Below are 16545 nucleotides of genomic sequence, written 5' to 3' on the forward strand. Positions count from 1 at the left end.
CCGTACTAATCGGGAATCTTACCAATTCCGGCGTTCGAGCGCTCACTCGTCGTCGAAGTCGGTCACGTCCTCGCCGGGAAGCGTGATGAGGTTCTCCCGACCGATACGGAGTTTGTCGATTCGGTCGGAATCGCTCATCGCCGAGAGGAGTTGGGACACCTTCGCGTTCGACCAGTTCGTCTCCTTGACGATGGTCGCCTGTTTCATTCGACCGCCGTTCCGTTTCAGCAGGTGCTCGACGCGCTCCTCGTCGGAGAGGAGTTCGAGGTTCGGTTCGTCGTCTTCCGGTTCGGGGTTGGGGTCAGGTGTCGTCGATGGGATGGGTTCCTCGTCCGTGTGTTCGGAATCGGTTCCCGGTCCGTCCCCATCTCGTTGGGTGAACGCGTAGACGCCAGCACCGACGATTCCCACGAGGACCACGAATCCGGCGATATACGCCAATAGTGGAGTCGATTGCTCGACCGGGCGGGAATCTTCGGCGTACGTCACTCGAATAAAGCGACCACCGCCGGTCGGAGAACGAATCGTCATCGGGCCACTGAGAGTGATCGTCCCGTTGTTGTGACCGAAATTCGAGTTTTGAATCTCGTACTCGTCGGGGGAGTGAATGAAGAGGTTTTGGTTCGCGGACAGCGAACGGAACCACGTGGACTCCCCGTCGTCGAGCAAGAACGCGTCCCCGAGATAGATTTTATCGCCGTTCACACGGGTGAAATTCGTCCAGATGAACGAGAGAGTCAGCATACCGGTTTCGTTGCTCACGGTGTAATCGCGGTTGACGCTCCGTATTTTCATCTCGCGACCGGTTTCGGCCTGTTCGCGTTTTGCGATATCTCGGAACGTTTCCGCCGAAAAGCCGACACTGCTGTCGCCTTGCTTGAAATCACGCCCCAAGCGCTTGAACGCCTCCGTTTCGTTTTCGTCGTGAAGCGAGAAATCCATCGAAACGTTCCAGTGAGCGTCGCCATTGGCCCGTGGCGTAATCTGTATCGTCGTCCCGTTCGTCGGCGTTTCGTTGACCGCACTGCGGTCTCCCACTACGAAATCGGTAGTAGCCGGATGAGTCTGCACATCACCCGCCGCAAGGGCGGTTCCCGAGGCTAAAAGGGAAAGGAGGACCACGAGGAGGGCGAAATGTGACCGCATATCCCACTGTGGTTAAGCAGACAAGAAAATACTTTCCATCTATGCGATAAAAGGTCAGGGGACGATTTAAAAGGTCTCGCGCGATTTCGTCCGGTTATCGAATAACGCGGAATCCCGTACGTATTTTAATGAGTAGTTACGTAATCAACGATATGAGCCGGGAGTCCTCTATCCTGCTAGTAGCCCTCCTCCTCTTCTGTTCGCCTGCCGCTGCGTTCGGAGTCGGCTCGCAACCCGCATCTTCGACGCAGCCGAGTGCGAACAATCCCGCGAAACCGCCGGGATTCAACGAGACATCCTCCCACCTGAGCCTCGGAACGCCGGAACGGAGCGAGACGTACACCTCATCACTGAGCCTCAGCACCACGCTCGAAATGGACAGGAACAAGGTTCAGTCGCAGCAGAAGATGTACACGCTCGACGAGAAACTATCGAATGCGGACGACGATGAGGAGAGATATCAGCTCCTTACTCGGTTTAGAACAGATCTCGAATTGGAACTATCGTCGCTAAAAAACAAAGAACGGAGCGCGAGCAAGGAGTTCAACAATCAGGAGATTGGAGTGCGCGAATATGTTGAACGACTTGCCATGCTCGATAGCAGGGCGGACGATGTAAACCGCGCAATCGATCACATGAAAACGAAGGGGAAAAGCGTCATCCAATTCGCGCCACACGAGTACGAACTTCGAGCGGATTTGATACCCCTCCGTGGAGAGGTTCGCAACAACGTGGTCGAAAGCGTTCGCAGTGGAACCGGTTCGAAGTACGTCTACGTAGCGACGACGAGCGATGGAACCGTGTTGTCGACCGTACTCGGCAACAAATACGTTCGCGAAGCGTATCGATCCGATTACCGAAACAGCAGTTTGGATAGTTACCTTACGGGGCGGGAGAAGACCAATATTACAGTGAACAGCTATCCGTGGGTAAAAGAGAAGAATCCCGGAACGTCTTCGAACATACAGTACAAGAAAGGCGTGTCGGAAACCAAGATGGTCTATCCACAGGGCGTCATCACGGCGTATCTCGACAGCGGGACGGAGAGAATCTATCGAGAGATACAGTACAAGCTCCTCACCGGAGACAACCACATACCCTACGGCACGGCCATACGGAACAACAGCACCGATCTCCACCTCGCCGTCAATCGGACGTATCCGGGCGGACCACTGCGGATAAACCTGACCGACGCGAACGGAGACCCGGTTCGAGCCACTATCGAAATCGGGGAAAACGAGGTCGGAGAGACCGATTCAGACGGAATTCTGTTAACGGTCTCCCCGCGGCGGACGTTCACCGTCTCGGCGAGACACGGCTCCGAGAGGGTAAATGTAACAGTAACCCCGTACGGTGTTACCCGAACGAACGCGACGAGCGGGCCGCCGCAAGACATCGCCGGGTAGGGCCAAGGTTGAAATACCAACACCGAACCACTCCTCGGCGTGTCGAATCGCGCGCTCTCACCCGTCGTCGCAACCGTCCTCCTTCTCGTCGTTACGCTCGTTGTAGCCGGAACAATCGGAGCTGTTGCGGTACATTCACTGTCGCTGGAGGCACCGGAGCACGCCGCCATCGGAGTGTCCGCCAGTGCGACGACGAATCGAGTGACGTTCACGCATCGCGCGGGAGAATCACTCGATGTCGATGAACTCGATATCGAGATTAGCGTGAACGGCGAGCCATTGAAGGAGCAGCCACCGGTCCCGTTTTTTTCGGCGGGCGGATTTCGGGCGGGGGGCGACGGGACCGTTCAACAGCGCGGCGGATTCGACGTGGAGCGCCGGGGAGGTCGCAAGTCTCGAACTGGCTGGAACGAACGCACCGCTGCTCGAATCGAGGGACGAGATAGACTTTCGAATCGTGGAGAACGAGACGCTGATCGCCGAAATCGAAACGACCGTGCGGTGATATCGGGAGGTTCCCGTTTTCGTACCGTCGTGCCTATTATTTCCGCGCCGTTCTCGGGGTTTTATTTCTCTGGCACGCGCGCGACGGTCGTGATGGCGATATCGGGGTCGTACGTCGGTCCCATCTCCCGGTGGCGGATGTCCTCGTACCCTGCCTCTCGGAACATCCGGTCCGCCTCCTCGCGGTCGTAAAAGAGCATGATGGTGTCCGCGACTTTCTGCATGATGCTCGTTCCGGGGTAGTTCGGACCGACGACCAAGACCTCCCCACCGGGTTTCGTGACGCGACGGATGTCTCGGAGAGTTTCGACGGGTTCGGGCCAGTATTCGATGGACCCGGACGACCAGACGATATCGAAGGAGTCGTCTATGAACGGCAACCGCTCGGCGTCGCCGCGATAGAAGCTCACGGGGTCGTATTTGCCGAGTTTTGCCCACGCCTTTTCGAGTTGATGGACGCTCTGGTCGAGACCGTGCACGTTCTCGGTGTGTTGGAGCAGTCCTTCGGTTCCGAACCCGGTGCCACAGCCGACATCGAGCACCGTATCATCCTCGTCGATGTCGAGCATCGACAGGGCCTCGTCACGCATCTCCTCGTTCCAGATGAACGGGTTCACTTGGTCGTACACCTTCGAGAGGTACTTGTAGAAGATTCGTGCTCGACGTTTGTCTTCGAGGATACCCATTATCCGGCGGTTGGGACCGAGCGATGATGAATCCCCACCATTTTCGCCCGAGGAGGGGTCGAGATGGTTCCGCAAGTAGTTTATAGCCACTCGCGCAACCTTCCGCGTGATTACAGTATATGCCGAGGCCAGAGGTTCTCGAACGAATAAAGGAGGCCGAAACGGAGGCTGACGACATCGTTGCGGACGCTAAGGAAGCCCGCGAAGAACGGATTTCCGAGGCGCGCACGAAAGCGGAGGACATCCGCTCGGAAGCCCACGAAGAGGCCGAAGAACTGGAGCAGAGAAAACTCGAAAACGCACGGGACGACATCGAATCCGAGCGCAAAAAGCTCCTCGCGGAGGGCGAGGAAGAGCGCGAAGCACTCGAAACGCGCGCCGCGGAAAACGTCGATGACGCGATAGAGTTCGTCCTCGACAGGTTCAGGGAGGCGGTGCATGCTCAGACCTGAACAGATGAGCAAAATCTCGGTGACGGGTTCGCGCACCGTCATGTCCGACGTCATCGAGACTATCCACGAGTTGAACCTCGTCCACCTGTCGAACTACGACGGGTCGTGGGACGGGTTCGACCCCGGAAACCCGGTCAGCGGTGCGGACGAAGCATCCGATAAACTCGTCACCGTCCGTTCCATCGAGAGCATTCTCGGTGTGGACGCGGAGGACGCCGGACCGCAGCGAATCGTCACCGGAGAAGCGCTGGAAGACGAACTGGAAGACATCCGAGCGCAGGTCAACGAACTCGACGACCGCCGAAACGAACTCGGCGAGGAGCTTCGAAGCGTCGAGGACCGAATCGGCTCGATGGAGCCGTTCGCCACGCTCGGTATCGACCTCGACCTGCTGTCCGGCTACGACCATCTACAGGTCGCGGTCGGCGAAGGAAATGCGGACGAAATCGAGCGCGCGCTCGCGGATTCCGAGGACGTTCAGGAGTACGAACTGTTCACGGAAGGGCAAACGGTCGCCGTCTTCGTGTATCCGACGGACGAAGCGGACGACGACGCGCTCGACGATGCGCTCGTCGGCGCCGATTTCGCATCGCTCGAAATCCCCGACGCGTCCGGCAGCCCCGAGGAGTACGTCGCGGAGCTCAAACACGACAAGCAGAAGCTCGAATCGAAGCTCAACGGCGTCGAAAACGAGCTGAACGATGTGAAACTCGACGCTTCGGGATTCCTCCTCGCGGCCGAGGAGAAACTCGCCATCGAGGTCCAGAAGGCGGAAGCACCGCTGCAGTTCGCGACGACGGAGAACGCCTTCGTCGCGGAAGGCTGGATTCCGACGGAGAAGTACGCGGAACTGAAGAGCAACCTCGACAGCGCGGTCGGTGAGCACGTCGAAGTGGACGAGCTCGAACGCGCGTCCTACGAGGAGAAGGGCGGCCACCACGCGCCGCTCGAACAGGCCGAAGAGACGGGCGTCGCCACGGACGGCGGTCACGTCACCAAGGAGGAGAACCCGCCGGTCATCCAGAAGAACCCCGGCGCGGTCAAACCGTTCGAAGTGCTGGTCCAGACCATCAACCGGCCGAAGTACTTCGAGTTCGACCCGACGGTCATCCTGTTCCTCACGTTCCCGCTGTTCTTCGGGTTCATGATCGGTGACCTCGGATACGGGGCGCTGTACACCCTCATCGGGTACTTCATCTACACGAAGTTCGACAACGAGGCCATCAAGAGCCTCGGCGGAATCGCCATCTGGGCAGGTGCGTTCACGATGCTGTTCGGTATCCTGTACGGCGAAATCTTCGGATTGCACATCCTCGGAGAGTTCGTCTGGGGCGGAAACCCACCGATTCACAAGGGACTGCAGCCCATCGAAGGCGAGTTCGCGACCGGTTGGCTCGTGCTGAGCCTGCTCGCCGGTATCGCCCACCTCACTATCGGGTGGGGCTTCGACTTCATCGAAAACTTGGAACACAGCTTCAAGGACGCCATGACCGAGAGCGGGTCGTGGATCATGATGATGTTCGGTCTCTGGACGTGGGTTTTCGCCGGAGCATCCGGAAGTGCGCCCGGACTTCTCGTCGGACCCGAGAGCGTCTTCAACGGGAACCCGTTCCCGTTCGGCTTCACCGGGTTCCCGTCAGTGGTCGGCCTCGTCGGGGGGCCCTGTTCTTCATCGGACTCATCCTCCTCGTGTTGGGCGAACCCATCGAGGCGGTCGAGTTCCTCAACGTGCTCGTGAACGTCCTCTCGTACACCCGTCTCGCCGCAGTGTTATTGGCGAAGGCAGGGATGGCCTTCGTGGTCAACCTCCTGTTCTTCGGCGTGTACGTCACTGAAGAGCATCACGGGGGCGAAGCGCTGGAGTCGTGGCACTTCGGCCTCGGGCATATGCCGCATCTCGGTGATACGGTGCACGGCCACGAGGTTACGGCCATCATGTTCCCCGGACTCGTTCACTCGGGTATCGCGGGTATCCTCGGCGGACTGCTCATCCTCGTCCTCGGGCACGCGCTTGTCCTCACGCTGGGTATCACCAGCGCGGGACTGCAGGCGGTGCGTCTCGAGTACGTGGAGTTCTTCGGCAAGTTCTACGAGGGCGGCGGCGAAGCGTACAAACCGTTCGGCTACGACCGAGCGTACACGACGGAAGACTAAGCGGTCCTCGTCCGTGGTTTTTCTTCTTTCACGACCAGACTGGCCTCTTTTTCGTCTCGACACTGGTATTTGGTACCATGATTTAGCGGGTACAGCCCTCGATACAAGCAAATCCGGCAAAACGCTTTGGGAAGTTTTAAGAATCCAGTGACTCGAACTACGACTTGTTCGGCTATAGAGAGCCTACAAGAGGATCAAATCAATGTTCGAAGCTATATTCGCATTCGTCAGCACAGTTGCACCGCTTCTGCAGGAAAATGCCGCTCAGGCGGCCGCTTCACCCGCAATCCCGAAAGAAACCGGCGCGGCCCTCGCAGTCGGTCTCGCGGCGTTCGGTGCTGGGTACGCGGAGCGCGGTATCGGTGCCGCCGCGGTCGGCGCAATCGCGGAAGACCAAGACTTGTTCGGTACTGGACTGATCATGACGGTGCTGCCGGAGACGCTCGTGATTCTGGCACTCGTCGTCGTGTTCGTTGTCTAAACCGTCCCTAACCCTCTTCATCAATGAGCTTGGAAACGGTAGTTGAGGATATTAGAAACGAGGCCCGCGAGCGCGCGGAAGAGATTCGTACGGAAGGCGAGTCCCGCGCGGACGAGATTGTCGACGAGGCAGAGTCGGAAGCCGAAGAGATACTCGCGGCGAAAGAACAGGAGGTTGAAAACCGAATCGAGCGAGAACGAGAGCAGAAACTCTCCAGCGCGAAACTCGAAGCCAAGCAGAAGCGGCTCGAAGCGCGCCGCGACGTGCTGCAGGAAGTGCGCGCCGACGCTGAAGAGAGCATCGCCACCCTCGGTGGCGACGAGCGCGAAGAACTGACGCGCTCTCTGCTCAACGCGGCCGCGGAGGAGTTCGAATCGGGGAACACCGTCCGCGTCTACGGACGCCCCGACGACGAGGAGCTCCTCACCGATATCGTCGCGGATTACGACGGTTTCGAGTACGCGGGTGAGTACGACTGCCTCGGCGGCATCGTCGCCGAGAGCGAGGCCTCCCGCGTTCGCGTGAACAACACGTTCGACTCGATTCTGGAGGACGTGTGGGAGAACAACCTCCAACAGATCAGTTCGCGGTTGTTCGAGCAATGAGCACGACCGAAGGAACATCGAACTACGAGTACGTCACCGCGCGAGTCAGGGCGCGCAGAGCGGCCCTGTTCGACGAGGAGGACTACCGAAAGCTCCTGCGCATGGGACCGGGCGAAATCGCCCGTTACATGGAGGAGACGGAGTACGAGTCCGAGGTGAACGCACTCGGTGCGCGCTACGACGGTGTGGACCTCGTAGAGTACGCGCTGAACCGCAACCTCGCGAAGCACTTCAACGACCTGTTGGATTGGGCCGACGGGAAGCTGTACGACCTCATCGCCCGCTACCTGCGGACGTTCGACGCGTGGAACGTCAAGACGATACTGCGCGGCATTTACGCGGATACCGACAGCGAGTCCGTGCGCGACGACTTGATTCACGCCGGCGAGTTCGACGAAGAGTTCCTCACGCGATTGGCCGAAGCAGGCACCATCGAAGACGTCGTCGAGATGCTCGGAACGACGATTTTCGGGGACAGCCTCGAAGCCGCCTACGACGATTACGAGTCGACGGGCCTGTTGATTCCGCTGGAAAATGCGGTGGACCGGGCCTACTACGAGGGCTTGATGGACGGCGTGTCGGAGACGGAAGACCGCGCGACGCGGCTGTACATCGAGTTCCTGCAGGCGGAGATCGACTTCCGAAACATCCGCAACGTGCTCCGAATCAGTCGGAGCGGCGCGGACATCGACCCCTCGGAGTACTACATCTCCGGCGGTCGGATGTTCGGCGCGAAGGAGTTGACGCAGCTCGCGGGAAGCACGGACGAACTGATAGCGAGGATTCGAGACAGCCCCTACGGGGACGAGTTGGACGAAGCGTTGGACGAGCTTGAGCGAGCCGACAGTCTCATCGGATTCGAGCACGCATTGGATATTGCACTGCTCGAGTACTCGGACCACCTTTCACACGTGTTTCCGTTGTCCGTGTGTCCGGTGCTCGCTTACGTTCTCGCCAAACAGCGCGAAGTCGATAACATCCGTGCCATCGCGCGTGGACGCGAAGCGGGACTGTCCGAAGACCGAATCGAAGAGGAACTGGTGGTACTATGAGCCAAGAAATCGCCGTCATCGGAAGTCCGGACTTTACGACCGGATTCAGACTCGCAGGCGTCCGGAAGTTTGCGAACGTTCCGGACGACGAAAAGGATGCGAACTTGGACGACGCTGTTTCTCGGACGCTGGAAGACGACGACGTGGGCATCATCGTGATGCACGACGACGACCTTACGCACCTCTCGCGGAACGTCCGAAACGACGTCGAGACGAGTGTGGAACCCACCCTTGTGACGCTGGGTGGTGGCGCGGGAAGCGGCGGACTCCGCGACAAAATCAAGCGCGCAATCGGTATCGACCTTATGGACGAAGACGAACAAGGTGATAACGAATGAGCCAGGCAACAGACAGCGACGTCGTTCGTGAGGACGGCGTCATTCAGAGCGTGAGCGGACCTGTCGTTACCGCCACGGACCTCGGCGCCCGGATGAACGACGTTGTGTACGTCGGTGAAGAAGGGCTGATGGGAGAGGTCATCGAAATCGAAGGAAACCAAACCACCATTCAGGTGTACGAGGAAACCTCGAACGTCGCCCCCGGTGAACCCGTCGAGAACACGGGCGAACCGCTGTCGGTCGACCTCGGACCGGGAATGCTGTACTCCATCTACGACGGCGTGCAGCGCCCGCTCGACGTGCTCGAAGACAAGATGGGCGCGTTCCTCGACCGTGGTGTCGACGCTCCCGGTATCGACCAGGGGAAGACGTGGGAGTTCACCCCGACCGTCAGCGAAGGCGACGTGGTGGAACCCGGCGACGTCGTCGGGACCGTTCCCGAAACCGAGAGTATCGAACACAAAGTGATGGTGCCGCCGGACTACGAGGGCGGCGAAGTGGTTGCCACGAACGAGGGCAACTACGACGTGACCGAAACCGTCGTCGAACTCGACAACGGCGAAGAGGTCGCAATGCAACAGGAGTGGCCGGTTCGTGAAGCACGGCCCTCCGTCGACAAGCAGACGCCCCGGACACCGCTCGTGTCCGGGCAGCGTATCCTCGACGGCCTGTTCCCCATCGCAAAGGGTGGGACGGCCGCGATTCCGGGACCGTTCGGGTCCGGAAAGACGGTCACTCAGCACTCGCTCGCCAAGTGGGCCGACGCGGACATCGTCGTCTACGTCGGCTGTGGTGAGCGTGGCAACGAGATGACGGAAGTTATCGAGGACTTCCCGGAACTCGAGGACCCGCGAACGGGCAAACCGCTCATGTCGCGGACGTGCCTCATCGCGAACACGTCGAACATGCCCGTGGCAGCACGCGAGTCGTGCATTTACACGGGGATCACCATCGCGGAGTACTACCGTGACATGGGATACGACGTCGCGCTCATGGCCGACTCCACCTCACGGTGGGCGGAGGCGATGCGTGAGATTTCCTCGCGTCTCGAAGAGATGCCCGGTGAGGAAGGGTACCCGGCGTACCTCGCCGCCCGTCTCGCAGAGTTCTACGAGCGCGCAGGTAAGTTCGAGAACATCAACGGCACGGAGGGTTCGGTGTCGGTCATCGGTGCAGTGTCGCCCCCGGGCGGCGACTTCTCCGAGCCGGTCACGCAGAACACCCTGCGTATCGTGAAGACGTTCTGGGCGCTGGACGCCGACCTCGCGGAACGGCGGCACTTCCCGGCCATCAACTGGGACGAGTCCTACTCGCTGTACAAGGACCAGCTCGACCCGTGGTACGAACAGAACGTCGAACCCGACTTCCCGGAGAAGCGCCAGTGGGCGACTGACGTGCTCGACGAGGAGGGCGAACTGCAGGAAATCGTTCAGCTCGTCGGTAAGGACGCGCTGCCGGAAGACCAGCAGCTGACGCTCGAAGTCGCGCGCTACCTCCGCGAAGGGTGGCTTCAGCAGAACGCGTTCCACGACGTGGACATGTTCTGTGAGCCGAAGAAGACCTACCGGATGCTCGAAGCCATCCAGACGTTCAACGACGAGGCGTTCAACGCACTCGAAGCCGGCGTTCCGGTGGACGAAATCACGGCCATCGACGCCGCCCCGCGCCTGAACCGCATGGGAACGGCCGAGGACTGGGACGACTTCATCGGCGAAATCGAAGAAGAAATCAAAGACGAGCTCAGGGAGAAGTACTAATGAAAGAATACCAGACAATCACGGAAATCAGCGGTCCGCTGGTGTTCGCCGAAGTCGACGAGCCGATCGGATACGACGAAATCGTCGAAATCGAGACGCCGGACGGCGAGACGCTGCGCGGACAGGTACTCGAATCGAGCGACGGCCTCGTCTCGATTCAGGTGTTCGAGGGAACGGAAGGAATCAACCGAGAGTCCTCGGTTCGATTCCTCGGCGAGACGATGAAGATGCCCGTCACCGAAGACCTGCTCGGGCGCGTGCTCGACGGGTCGGGACAGCCCATCGACGGCGGCCCGGAGATCGTCCCGGACCGACGTGACGACATCATCGGCGCGGCTATCAACCCCTACGCACGCGAGTACCCCGAAGAGTTCATCCAGACCGGTGTGTCCGCCATCGACGGCATGAACACGCTGGTTCGCGGACAGAAACTGCCTATCTTCTCCGCATCCGGGCTTCCGCACAACGACCTCGCGCTCCAGATTGCGCGACAGGCGAGCGTGCTCGAAGACGAGGAAGAAGGCGAAGAGAGCGAGTTCGCAGTGGTGTTCGGCGCGATGGGCATCACCGCGGAAGAGGCGAACGAGTTCATGGAGGACTTCGAGCGCACCGGTGCACTGGAGCGCTCCGTGGTCTTCATGAACCTCGCGGATGACCCTGCGGTCGAGCGGACGGTCACCCCGCGTCTCGCACTGACGACGGCGGAGTACCTCGCGTTCGAGAAGGATTACCACGTGCTGGTCATCCTGACGGACATGACGAACTACTGTGAGGCGCTGCGCGAAATCGGTGCTGCGCGTGAAGAGGTGCCGGGTCGCCGTGGCTACCCCGGATACATGTACACTGACCTTGCGCAGCTGTACGAGCGCGCGGGTCGTATCGAGGGTCGTGACGGGTCCGTCACGCAGATTCCCATCCTCACGATGCCGGGTGACGACGACACGCACCCGATTCCCGACCTGACCGGGTACATCACCGAGGGACAGATCTACATCGACCGCGACCTGAACTCGCAGGGTATCCAACCGCCGATCAACCCGCTTCCGAGCCTCTCGCGGCTGATGGACGACGGTATCGGCGAGGGACTCACCCGTGCCGACCACTCCGGCGTCTCCGACCAGATGTACGCGGCGTACGCGCAAGGTGAGGACCTGCGCGACCTCGTGAACATCGTCGGTCGTGAAGCGCTGAGCGAGCGGGACAACCAGTACCTCGACTTCGCAGATCAGTTCGAGACGGAGTTCCTCGACCAGGGCTTCGACACGAACCGCAGCATCGAAGAGACGCTCACCATCGGCTGGGACCTCCTCTCGATGCTGCCGAAAGAGGAACTCAACCGTATCGACGAGGAGTTCATCGAGGAGTACTACCCCGAAGAGCAGGCGGAAGAAGTCACGGCTGACTAACGCGGTTTCCGCTTCGATTTTTGTTTCTCACGCGCGTAATCGACAGAGTGACGCGAGTATTCCGGTTCTCAGTACCCGAGGCGTCCCCGCAGCGCGGCGTTCGACTGTAAAGAATTATCCCCTTCGAGTTTCTAGCATCAACCAACATGGCCAAGGACGTCAAACCCACTCGGAAGAACCTCATGGCGATAGAGGACCGCATCGACCTCTCCGAACGGGGCCACGACACGCTGGAGAAGAAGCGTGACGGCCTCATCATGGAGTTCATGGACATCCTCGACCAGGCACAGGACGTACGCTCCGGGCTGGAAGAGGATTATCAGCGCGCACAGCAGACCATCAACATGGCCCGCGCGATGGAGGGCGACGTCGCGGTTCGCGGTGCCGCCGCCGCGCTGCAGGAACACCCCGAAATCACGACCGAGTCGAAGAACATCATGGGCGTCGTCGTCCCGCAAATCGAGTCCTCGAAGGTCAAGAAGTCGCTCGACGAGCGGGGCTACGGTGTCCTCGGAACGAGCGCGCGCATCGACGAGACCGCGGACGCCTACGAGGAACTGCTCGAAAGCATCATCCTCGCCGCGGAAGTCGAAACCGCGATGAAGAAGATGCTGACGGAAATCGAGACGACGAAGCGCCGCGTCAACGCGCTCGAATTCAAACTGCTCCCGGAACTCCACGAAGCGCAGGACTACATCGAGCAGAAACTCGAAGAGCAAGAGCGCGAAGAAATCTTCCGAATGAAGAAGATCAAGGCCAAGAAGGAAGAAGAAGAGCGAGCCGAGAAGGAAGCCCGCGAACCGGAGATGGCGGAAGGCGAAGTCGTCGTCACGAGCTAACCCCGATATTTTCTTTCTGCGGTTTGGGTAAGTAGAAAGCGGTGCGTTTCGAGTCGATGAAGTGGACGCCGAAGGTCACGGCATCCCCGACTCTCCATCCGAAACGACGGCCTTGGAGAGACGGGAGTCTGAGAGAAATAGTCGAAGCGAAAACGCGACCAACGTCCTGTTCTCGAACGGTTGCGAGTCTCTGAATCGAACGCTCGGAATCGAGAACGCTCGCCGGAACGAATTACTCCTCGACGTACGTGAACCACTCGTCGTGGTCGTCGGTACGACGGTTCACGAGGTCGAAGAAGGCGGATTGGAGTTCTTCGGTCACGGGACCGCGACTACCGTTGCCGATTTCAACGTTATCGACCTGCCGGATGGGCGTGACTTCCGCCGCACTGCCGGTGAAGAACAGTTCGTCGGCGGTGTTGAGTTCGCCGCGACTGATGGTCGCGTCGTCGTGGACCGTGTAGCCCATCTCCTCGGCCATCGTGATGACGCTGTTGCGGGTGATGCCGTCGAGGATGCTCTGGGAGAGGCCGGGGGTGAAAATCTCGCCGTCGCGGACCATGAAGATGTTCTCGCCGGGACCTTCCGCGACGTTGCCCTCCTTGTTCAGGACGATGGCTTCGACGTAGCCGTTGCGTCGGGCTTCCTCACCGGCGAGGAGGCTGTTGACGTACAGGCCAGTCGTCTTGGCGTTCGTCGGAATCTGGCTGGAGGCGTGCTTGCGCCACGAGGAAACCATCACTTCGACGCCGTTTTCGAGGGCGTCCTCGCCGAGGTACGCGCCCCACGGCCACGCGGCGATGGTGACGTCGGTCGGGCAGTCGCCGGGGCTGACACCGAGGCTGTCGTAGCCGTAGTAGGCGATGGGCCGGACGTAACAGGAGCGGAGGTCTTGGCGGTCGATGAGTTCGAGGGTCGCCTCCGTGAGCTCCTCCGGGCTGTACTCGATCTCCATGTCGTAGGGTTTACACGAGTCGTAGAAACGCTGGAGGTGGTCCTCCCAGCGGAAAATCGCAGGGCCCTTTTCAGTATCGTAACATCGGACTCCTTCGAAAACACCCGTTCCGTAGTGCAGTCCGTGCGTGAGAACGTGGATTTTCGCATCGTCCCAATCGACGAATTCGCCGTCCATCCAGATAGTGTCCACGTCCATTTCGTCAAAGCTCATACGTCCGCTCCAACGAAGGCCACGGTAATGAGTTTTGGCGATTGTCTTTGGACGATTGTGTAGGATTACTCATCTAAGAGTAATCTATCGGAACCGTGAATCGATGGCGCTCGCTGGAGCGAGGCATCAAAAAAGCGTTCTCGAACCGTTTACGCCGGTAAAAATGAGTCGGGTGTGAAAATGGGTCGGTTGGTATCAGGCGGGCCGCGCCGCGGCGCGGCGTTCCGAGCGACCGTTGAGCCACGAGCCGAGCGCGCCGCCGACGATGCCGGGGATTGCCGCGACGACGACGAACAGCACGCCGAAGGCGAACAGGCCCATCGCCGGGACCGGACCGGCGAGCAGTCCACCGATAGTCAGAATGACGAGCGCGACGATGGCCCCCGCGGCAGTTGCAACGCCGCCGTTGAGCGCGCCGTCGTCGAGTTTCGTTCCGGAGACGTACCCTGCCACCAGACCGCCGATGATGCCAGTCAGGCCAGCGCCGACGACCGGTAGCGTCATGTCCGTGAACGGGATGCCAGCACCACTGAGGAGGCCGACGATGATGGTTGCGACGATTCCGTATGCGATAGCTTTTGCTTTGAAGTCCATACGTAGCATATGGATTCCCAGAAATATGAACATTTTTTATAATATAGATACCTATTCCGATATTAGCGCAATTCGGGGCGGAAATTTCGTTAGTAAAAGGGAGTCTTACCGTCTCGCCGGGAAGACAGGGGAAAAGCGTCAGTCGAGCGATTCGATTATCTCCGACCCTTCGAGGTAGGGGAACTCGTGGCGCTCAGCGTATGCGCGTGCGTCCGCGGGGGACAGTGCACCGCCGGTTTCGTCGTCCAACATCTCACAGACGACGACGGCGGGGGCACGGTCGGCCGCGCCCGCGAGGGCGATACCGAGTTCGGTGTGGCCCTGTCGCTCGGCGAGTAGTTCGGGGGCGGCCTTGAGCAAGTGGACGTGTCCCGGTGCACGGAACTCGGAGGCGAAGTCGATTTCGGCGGGGGTCGCGGCCACGTTTGCGAGTTCCCGAATCGTCAGCGAACGGTCGTCGTCCGTGATACCGGTGTAGGTGTCGCGGTGGTTCACGGTCAACGAGAACGACGAGCGCGAATCGTAGCCGAGCTCGTGGCCCTCGCTCGCGGGGTGGTCGATGATGTCGTCCATGTAATCGAGGTCGAAGGTTTCGGCGACGTCGTGTGAGAGGGCGACACAGATCAGTCCACCGGCGTCGTTTCGAAGTCGTGAAACGGCATCCGGGGTAACCGCACCGGCGGGATAGATGAGGTCGGTCTCGCCTTCACGGTCGGCCGCGTCGTGGACGAGGACGGGCGAACCCTCACGGAACGCGGAGATTGCCGCTTCGACCGCCGCGGCGGTTGTTTGGCTCATTGTCTCTCCTCGATGTGGACCGTAACGTGGTCACCGTCTTCCAGATCGAGTTTGTCGCGGAGCTTCGTCGCCGCGATGAGTTCCAACTGGTCTTCGTCGTGATGGGTTCGCTCGGGAGCGATGACGTGAACGGGTTCGTACGACTCGCCGTCCGTCGTTTCGATGGCGGCGGGATAGCAGACGGCGGGACCGTAGGTTCGGTCGCCGTCCTCCCACGCGTCGATGGAAACGGGGTCGAGCGCGTCCATCGCCGACCGAGCGCGGACGCTTTCGGCGGAGAGTTCGACGTTCAGCGTTCCCGGATACGGTTCGTAGCCCAGCCGGTCGATGAACTGTTCCATGTAGCCCGACAGCGAGATGTAGTGTTTCCCTTCGCCCATCCCACCGGTGACGGTTCCCGAGAGGTCGACACCGGAGAGGTCCTCGAAGATTCTGCGGTAATCCTCGTACTCGCGTTTCAGTTCCCACTCGCCGTCGTCGGTGATGGCGACCCACTGCCCGTTGCTGACGATTTCACGCGTGATGAGGCCCGCATCGTCCAAGCGCTGGAGACGGCGCGATGCCGTCTGGTTGGACGCGTCAAGGCGGTCGGCGAGGTCGGCACACGAGACTTTGACCTCGCTTTCGAGCGCCCCGTCGAGGGCGAGCAGTTTCAACGCGGCGAGTTCGTCGTACCCGACCACGAGCGATGTCGCTGACATACGTGATACTCCGTGCTTCGGTCGTTTAAGCGTACCGGAAATGGGATGCGTAACAGAAATGTTATAGCGTGGGTACGGATGAACCGCTGGGGCAGAAGATAGAGTGCGACAACATCTAAGTGTGCTGATTTTCGGGGGAAGAACGCACCATTTATCACGAGACTCGAAGCCACGCCACGCCGACCCTCGAAGCGAAGTTGAGGGCATTCTCCGCCGTTCTCCCGGATTTGGAGCCCGAATTTATTTGAAATTTAGTTGATTAGTGGCTAGATTAAAGTGTGTTGTGATAATACATAACAGATGTATAGTGGCAGAAGATAACGTGACTCACACAGAAAACGGTCGAGAAGGGCAATCAGCGGCGGACGAAGGGAGAAACGAGAAGAGAAACGAGAGAGCGGAAGCAGCGGACGAAGGGAGGTCCAGACGAGCGGACCTGACGCGCCGGGCGTTCGTCG

15 protein-coding genes and 2 pseudogenes are annotated in these 16545 nt (G+C 59.8%); 11 read left to right on the forward strand and 6 right to left on the reverse strand.

Annotated features, from left to right (window positions below):
• Positions 1 to 42: 42 nt before the first annotated feature.
• Positions 43 to 1146 (reverse strand): hypothetical protein, encoded by a 1104-nt coding sequence (locus BG842_RS04925; protein ID WP_254662909.1) that lies wholly within the window; start codon positions 1144 to 1146, stop codon positions 43 to 45.
• Between the two features lie 152 nt (positions 1147 to 1298).
• Between BG842_RS04925 and BG842_RS04930 the strand changes: the two genes are divergently transcribed.
• Entirely contained in the window at positions 1299 to 2552 is a 1254-nt protein-coding gene (locus BG842_RS04930; protein ID WP_254662910.1) for a hypothetical protein, read from the forward strand.
• A gap of 39 nt (positions 2553 to 2591) precedes the next feature.
• Positions 2592 to 2765, forward strand: a pseudogene (locus BG842_RS31080) (archaellin/type IV pilin N-terminal domain-containing protein); the annotation flags it as partial.
• 353 nt (positions 2766 to 3118) lie between these two features.
• Here the strand turns inward: BG842_RS31080 and BG842_RS04935 are convergent.
• Complete coding sequence (locus tag BG842_RS04935) at positions 3119 to 3742, reverse strand: methyltransferase domain-containing protein (protein ID WP_069449911.1); 624 nt, start codon at positions 3740 to 3742, stop codon at positions 3119 to 3121.
• 119 nt (positions 3743 to 3861) lie between these two features.
• Here BG842_RS04935 and ahaH point away from each other — a divergent pair, with 119 nt between their 5' ends.
• The 9 genes and pseudogenes from ahaH (at position 3862) to BG842_RS04980 (ending at position 12826) form a co-directional block, all read left to right on the forward strand.
• Positions 3862 to 4194 carry an ATP synthase archaeal subunit H gene (ahaH, locus tag BG842_RS04940; protein ID WP_069449912.1) on the forward strand — a complete coding sequence of 111 codons (333 nt, stop codon included), beginning with the start codon at positions 3862 to 3864 and terminating at the stop codon, positions 4192 to 4194.
• Positions 4181 to 6348: pseudogene (locus tag BG842_RS04945) on the forward strand (V-type ATP synthase subunit I). The gene ahaH and the pseudogene BG842_RS04945 overlap by 14 nt, the downstream one beginning before the upstream one ends.
• Before the next feature lie 202 nt (positions 6349 to 6550).
• Complete coding sequence (locus tag BG842_RS04950; protein ID WP_069449913.1) at positions 6551 to 6829, forward strand: F0F1 ATP synthase subunit C; 279 nt, start codon at positions 6551 to 6553, stop codon at positions 6827 to 6829.
• Between the two features lie 23 nt (positions 6830 to 6852).
• On the forward strand, positions 6853 to 7434 hold the full coding sequence (locus BG842_RS04955; RefSeq protein WP_069449914.1) for a V-type ATP synthase subunit E: 582 nt from the start codon (positions 6853 to 6855) through the stop codon (positions 7432 to 7434).
• Positions 7431 to 8486 carry a V-type ATP synthase subunit C gene (locus BG842_RS04960; RefSeq protein ID WP_069449915.1) on the forward strand — a complete coding sequence of 352 codons (1056 nt, stop codon included), beginning with the start codon at positions 7431 to 7433 and terminating at the stop codon, positions 8484 to 8486. Before BG842_RS04955 ends, BG842_RS04960 begins: the two co-directional genes overlap by 4 nt.
• A complete protein-coding gene (locus BG842_RS04965) occupies positions 8483 to 8824 on the forward strand; it encodes a V-type ATP synthase subunit F (protein ID WP_007976087.1) in 342 nt (113 codons plus the stop codon). Before BG842_RS04960 ends, BG842_RS04965 begins: the two co-directional genes overlap by 4 nt.
• The gene (locus BG842_RS04970) at positions 8821 to 10581 is read left to right on the forward strand and encodes an ATP synthase subunit A (RefSeq protein WP_069449916.1); all 1761 of its coding nucleotides are present in this window, start codon (positions 8821 to 8823) and stop codon (positions 10579 to 10581) included. Before BG842_RS04965 ends, BG842_RS04970 begins: the two co-directional genes overlap by 4 nt.
• Positions 10581 to 11987: an ATP synthase subunit B gene (locus BG842_RS04975; RefSeq protein WP_007976085.1), complete on the forward strand. Its 1407-nt coding sequence runs from the start codon at positions 10581 to 10583 to the stop codon at positions 11985 to 11987. Before BG842_RS04970 ends, BG842_RS04975 begins: the two co-directional genes overlap by 1 nt.
• A gap of 146 nt (positions 11988 to 12133) precedes the next feature.
• Positions 12134 to 12826, forward strand: coding sequence for a V-type ATP synthase subunit D (locus tag BG842_RS04980; RefSeq protein WP_007976084.1), 693 nt, complete (start codon positions 12134 to 12136; stop codon positions 12824 to 12826).
• 232 nt (positions 12827 to 13058) lie between these two features.
• Here BG842_RS04980 and BG842_RS04985 read toward each other — a convergent pair whose 3' ends face one another.
• The 4 genes from BG842_RS04985 to BG842_RS05000 all read right to left on the reverse strand — a co-directional run bounded on the left by BG842_RS04985 (position 13059) and on the right by BG842_RS05000 (position 16087).
• Positions 13059 to 13994: a branched-chain amino acid transaminase gene (locus BG842_RS04985; RefSeq protein ID WP_069449917.1), complete on the reverse strand. Its 936-nt coding sequence runs from the start codon at positions 13992 to 13994 to the stop codon at positions 13059 to 13061.
• A 195-nt stretch (positions 13995 to 14189) separates the two neighbouring features.
• A complete protein-coding gene (locus BG842_RS04990; protein WP_007976079.1) occupies positions 14190 to 14588 on the reverse strand; it encodes a DUF5518 domain-containing protein in 399 nt (132 codons plus the stop codon).
• Between the two features lie 138 nt (positions 14589 to 14726).
• Positions 14727 to 15386: a 3,4-dihydroxy-2-butanone-4-phosphate synthase gene (gene ribB, locus BG842_RS04995; RefSeq protein ID WP_069449918.1), complete on the reverse strand. Its 660-nt coding sequence runs from the start codon at positions 15384 to 15386 to the stop codon at positions 14727 to 14729.
• The gene (locus BG842_RS05000; RefSeq protein WP_069449919.1) at positions 15383 to 16087 is read right to left on the reverse strand and encodes a DUF120 domain-containing protein; all 705 of its coding nucleotides are present in this window, start codon (positions 16085 to 16087) and stop codon (positions 15383 to 15385) included. Before BG842_RS05000 ends, ribB begins: the two co-directional genes overlap by 4 nt.
• Positions 16088 to 16545 lie beyond the last annotated feature (458 nt).

It is taken from the genome of Haladaptatus sp. W1, assembly GCF_001723155.1.
GTDB classification, from domain to species: domain Archaea; phylum Halobacteriota; class Halobacteria; order Halobacteriales; family Haladaptataceae; genus Haladaptatus; species Haladaptatus paucihalophilus.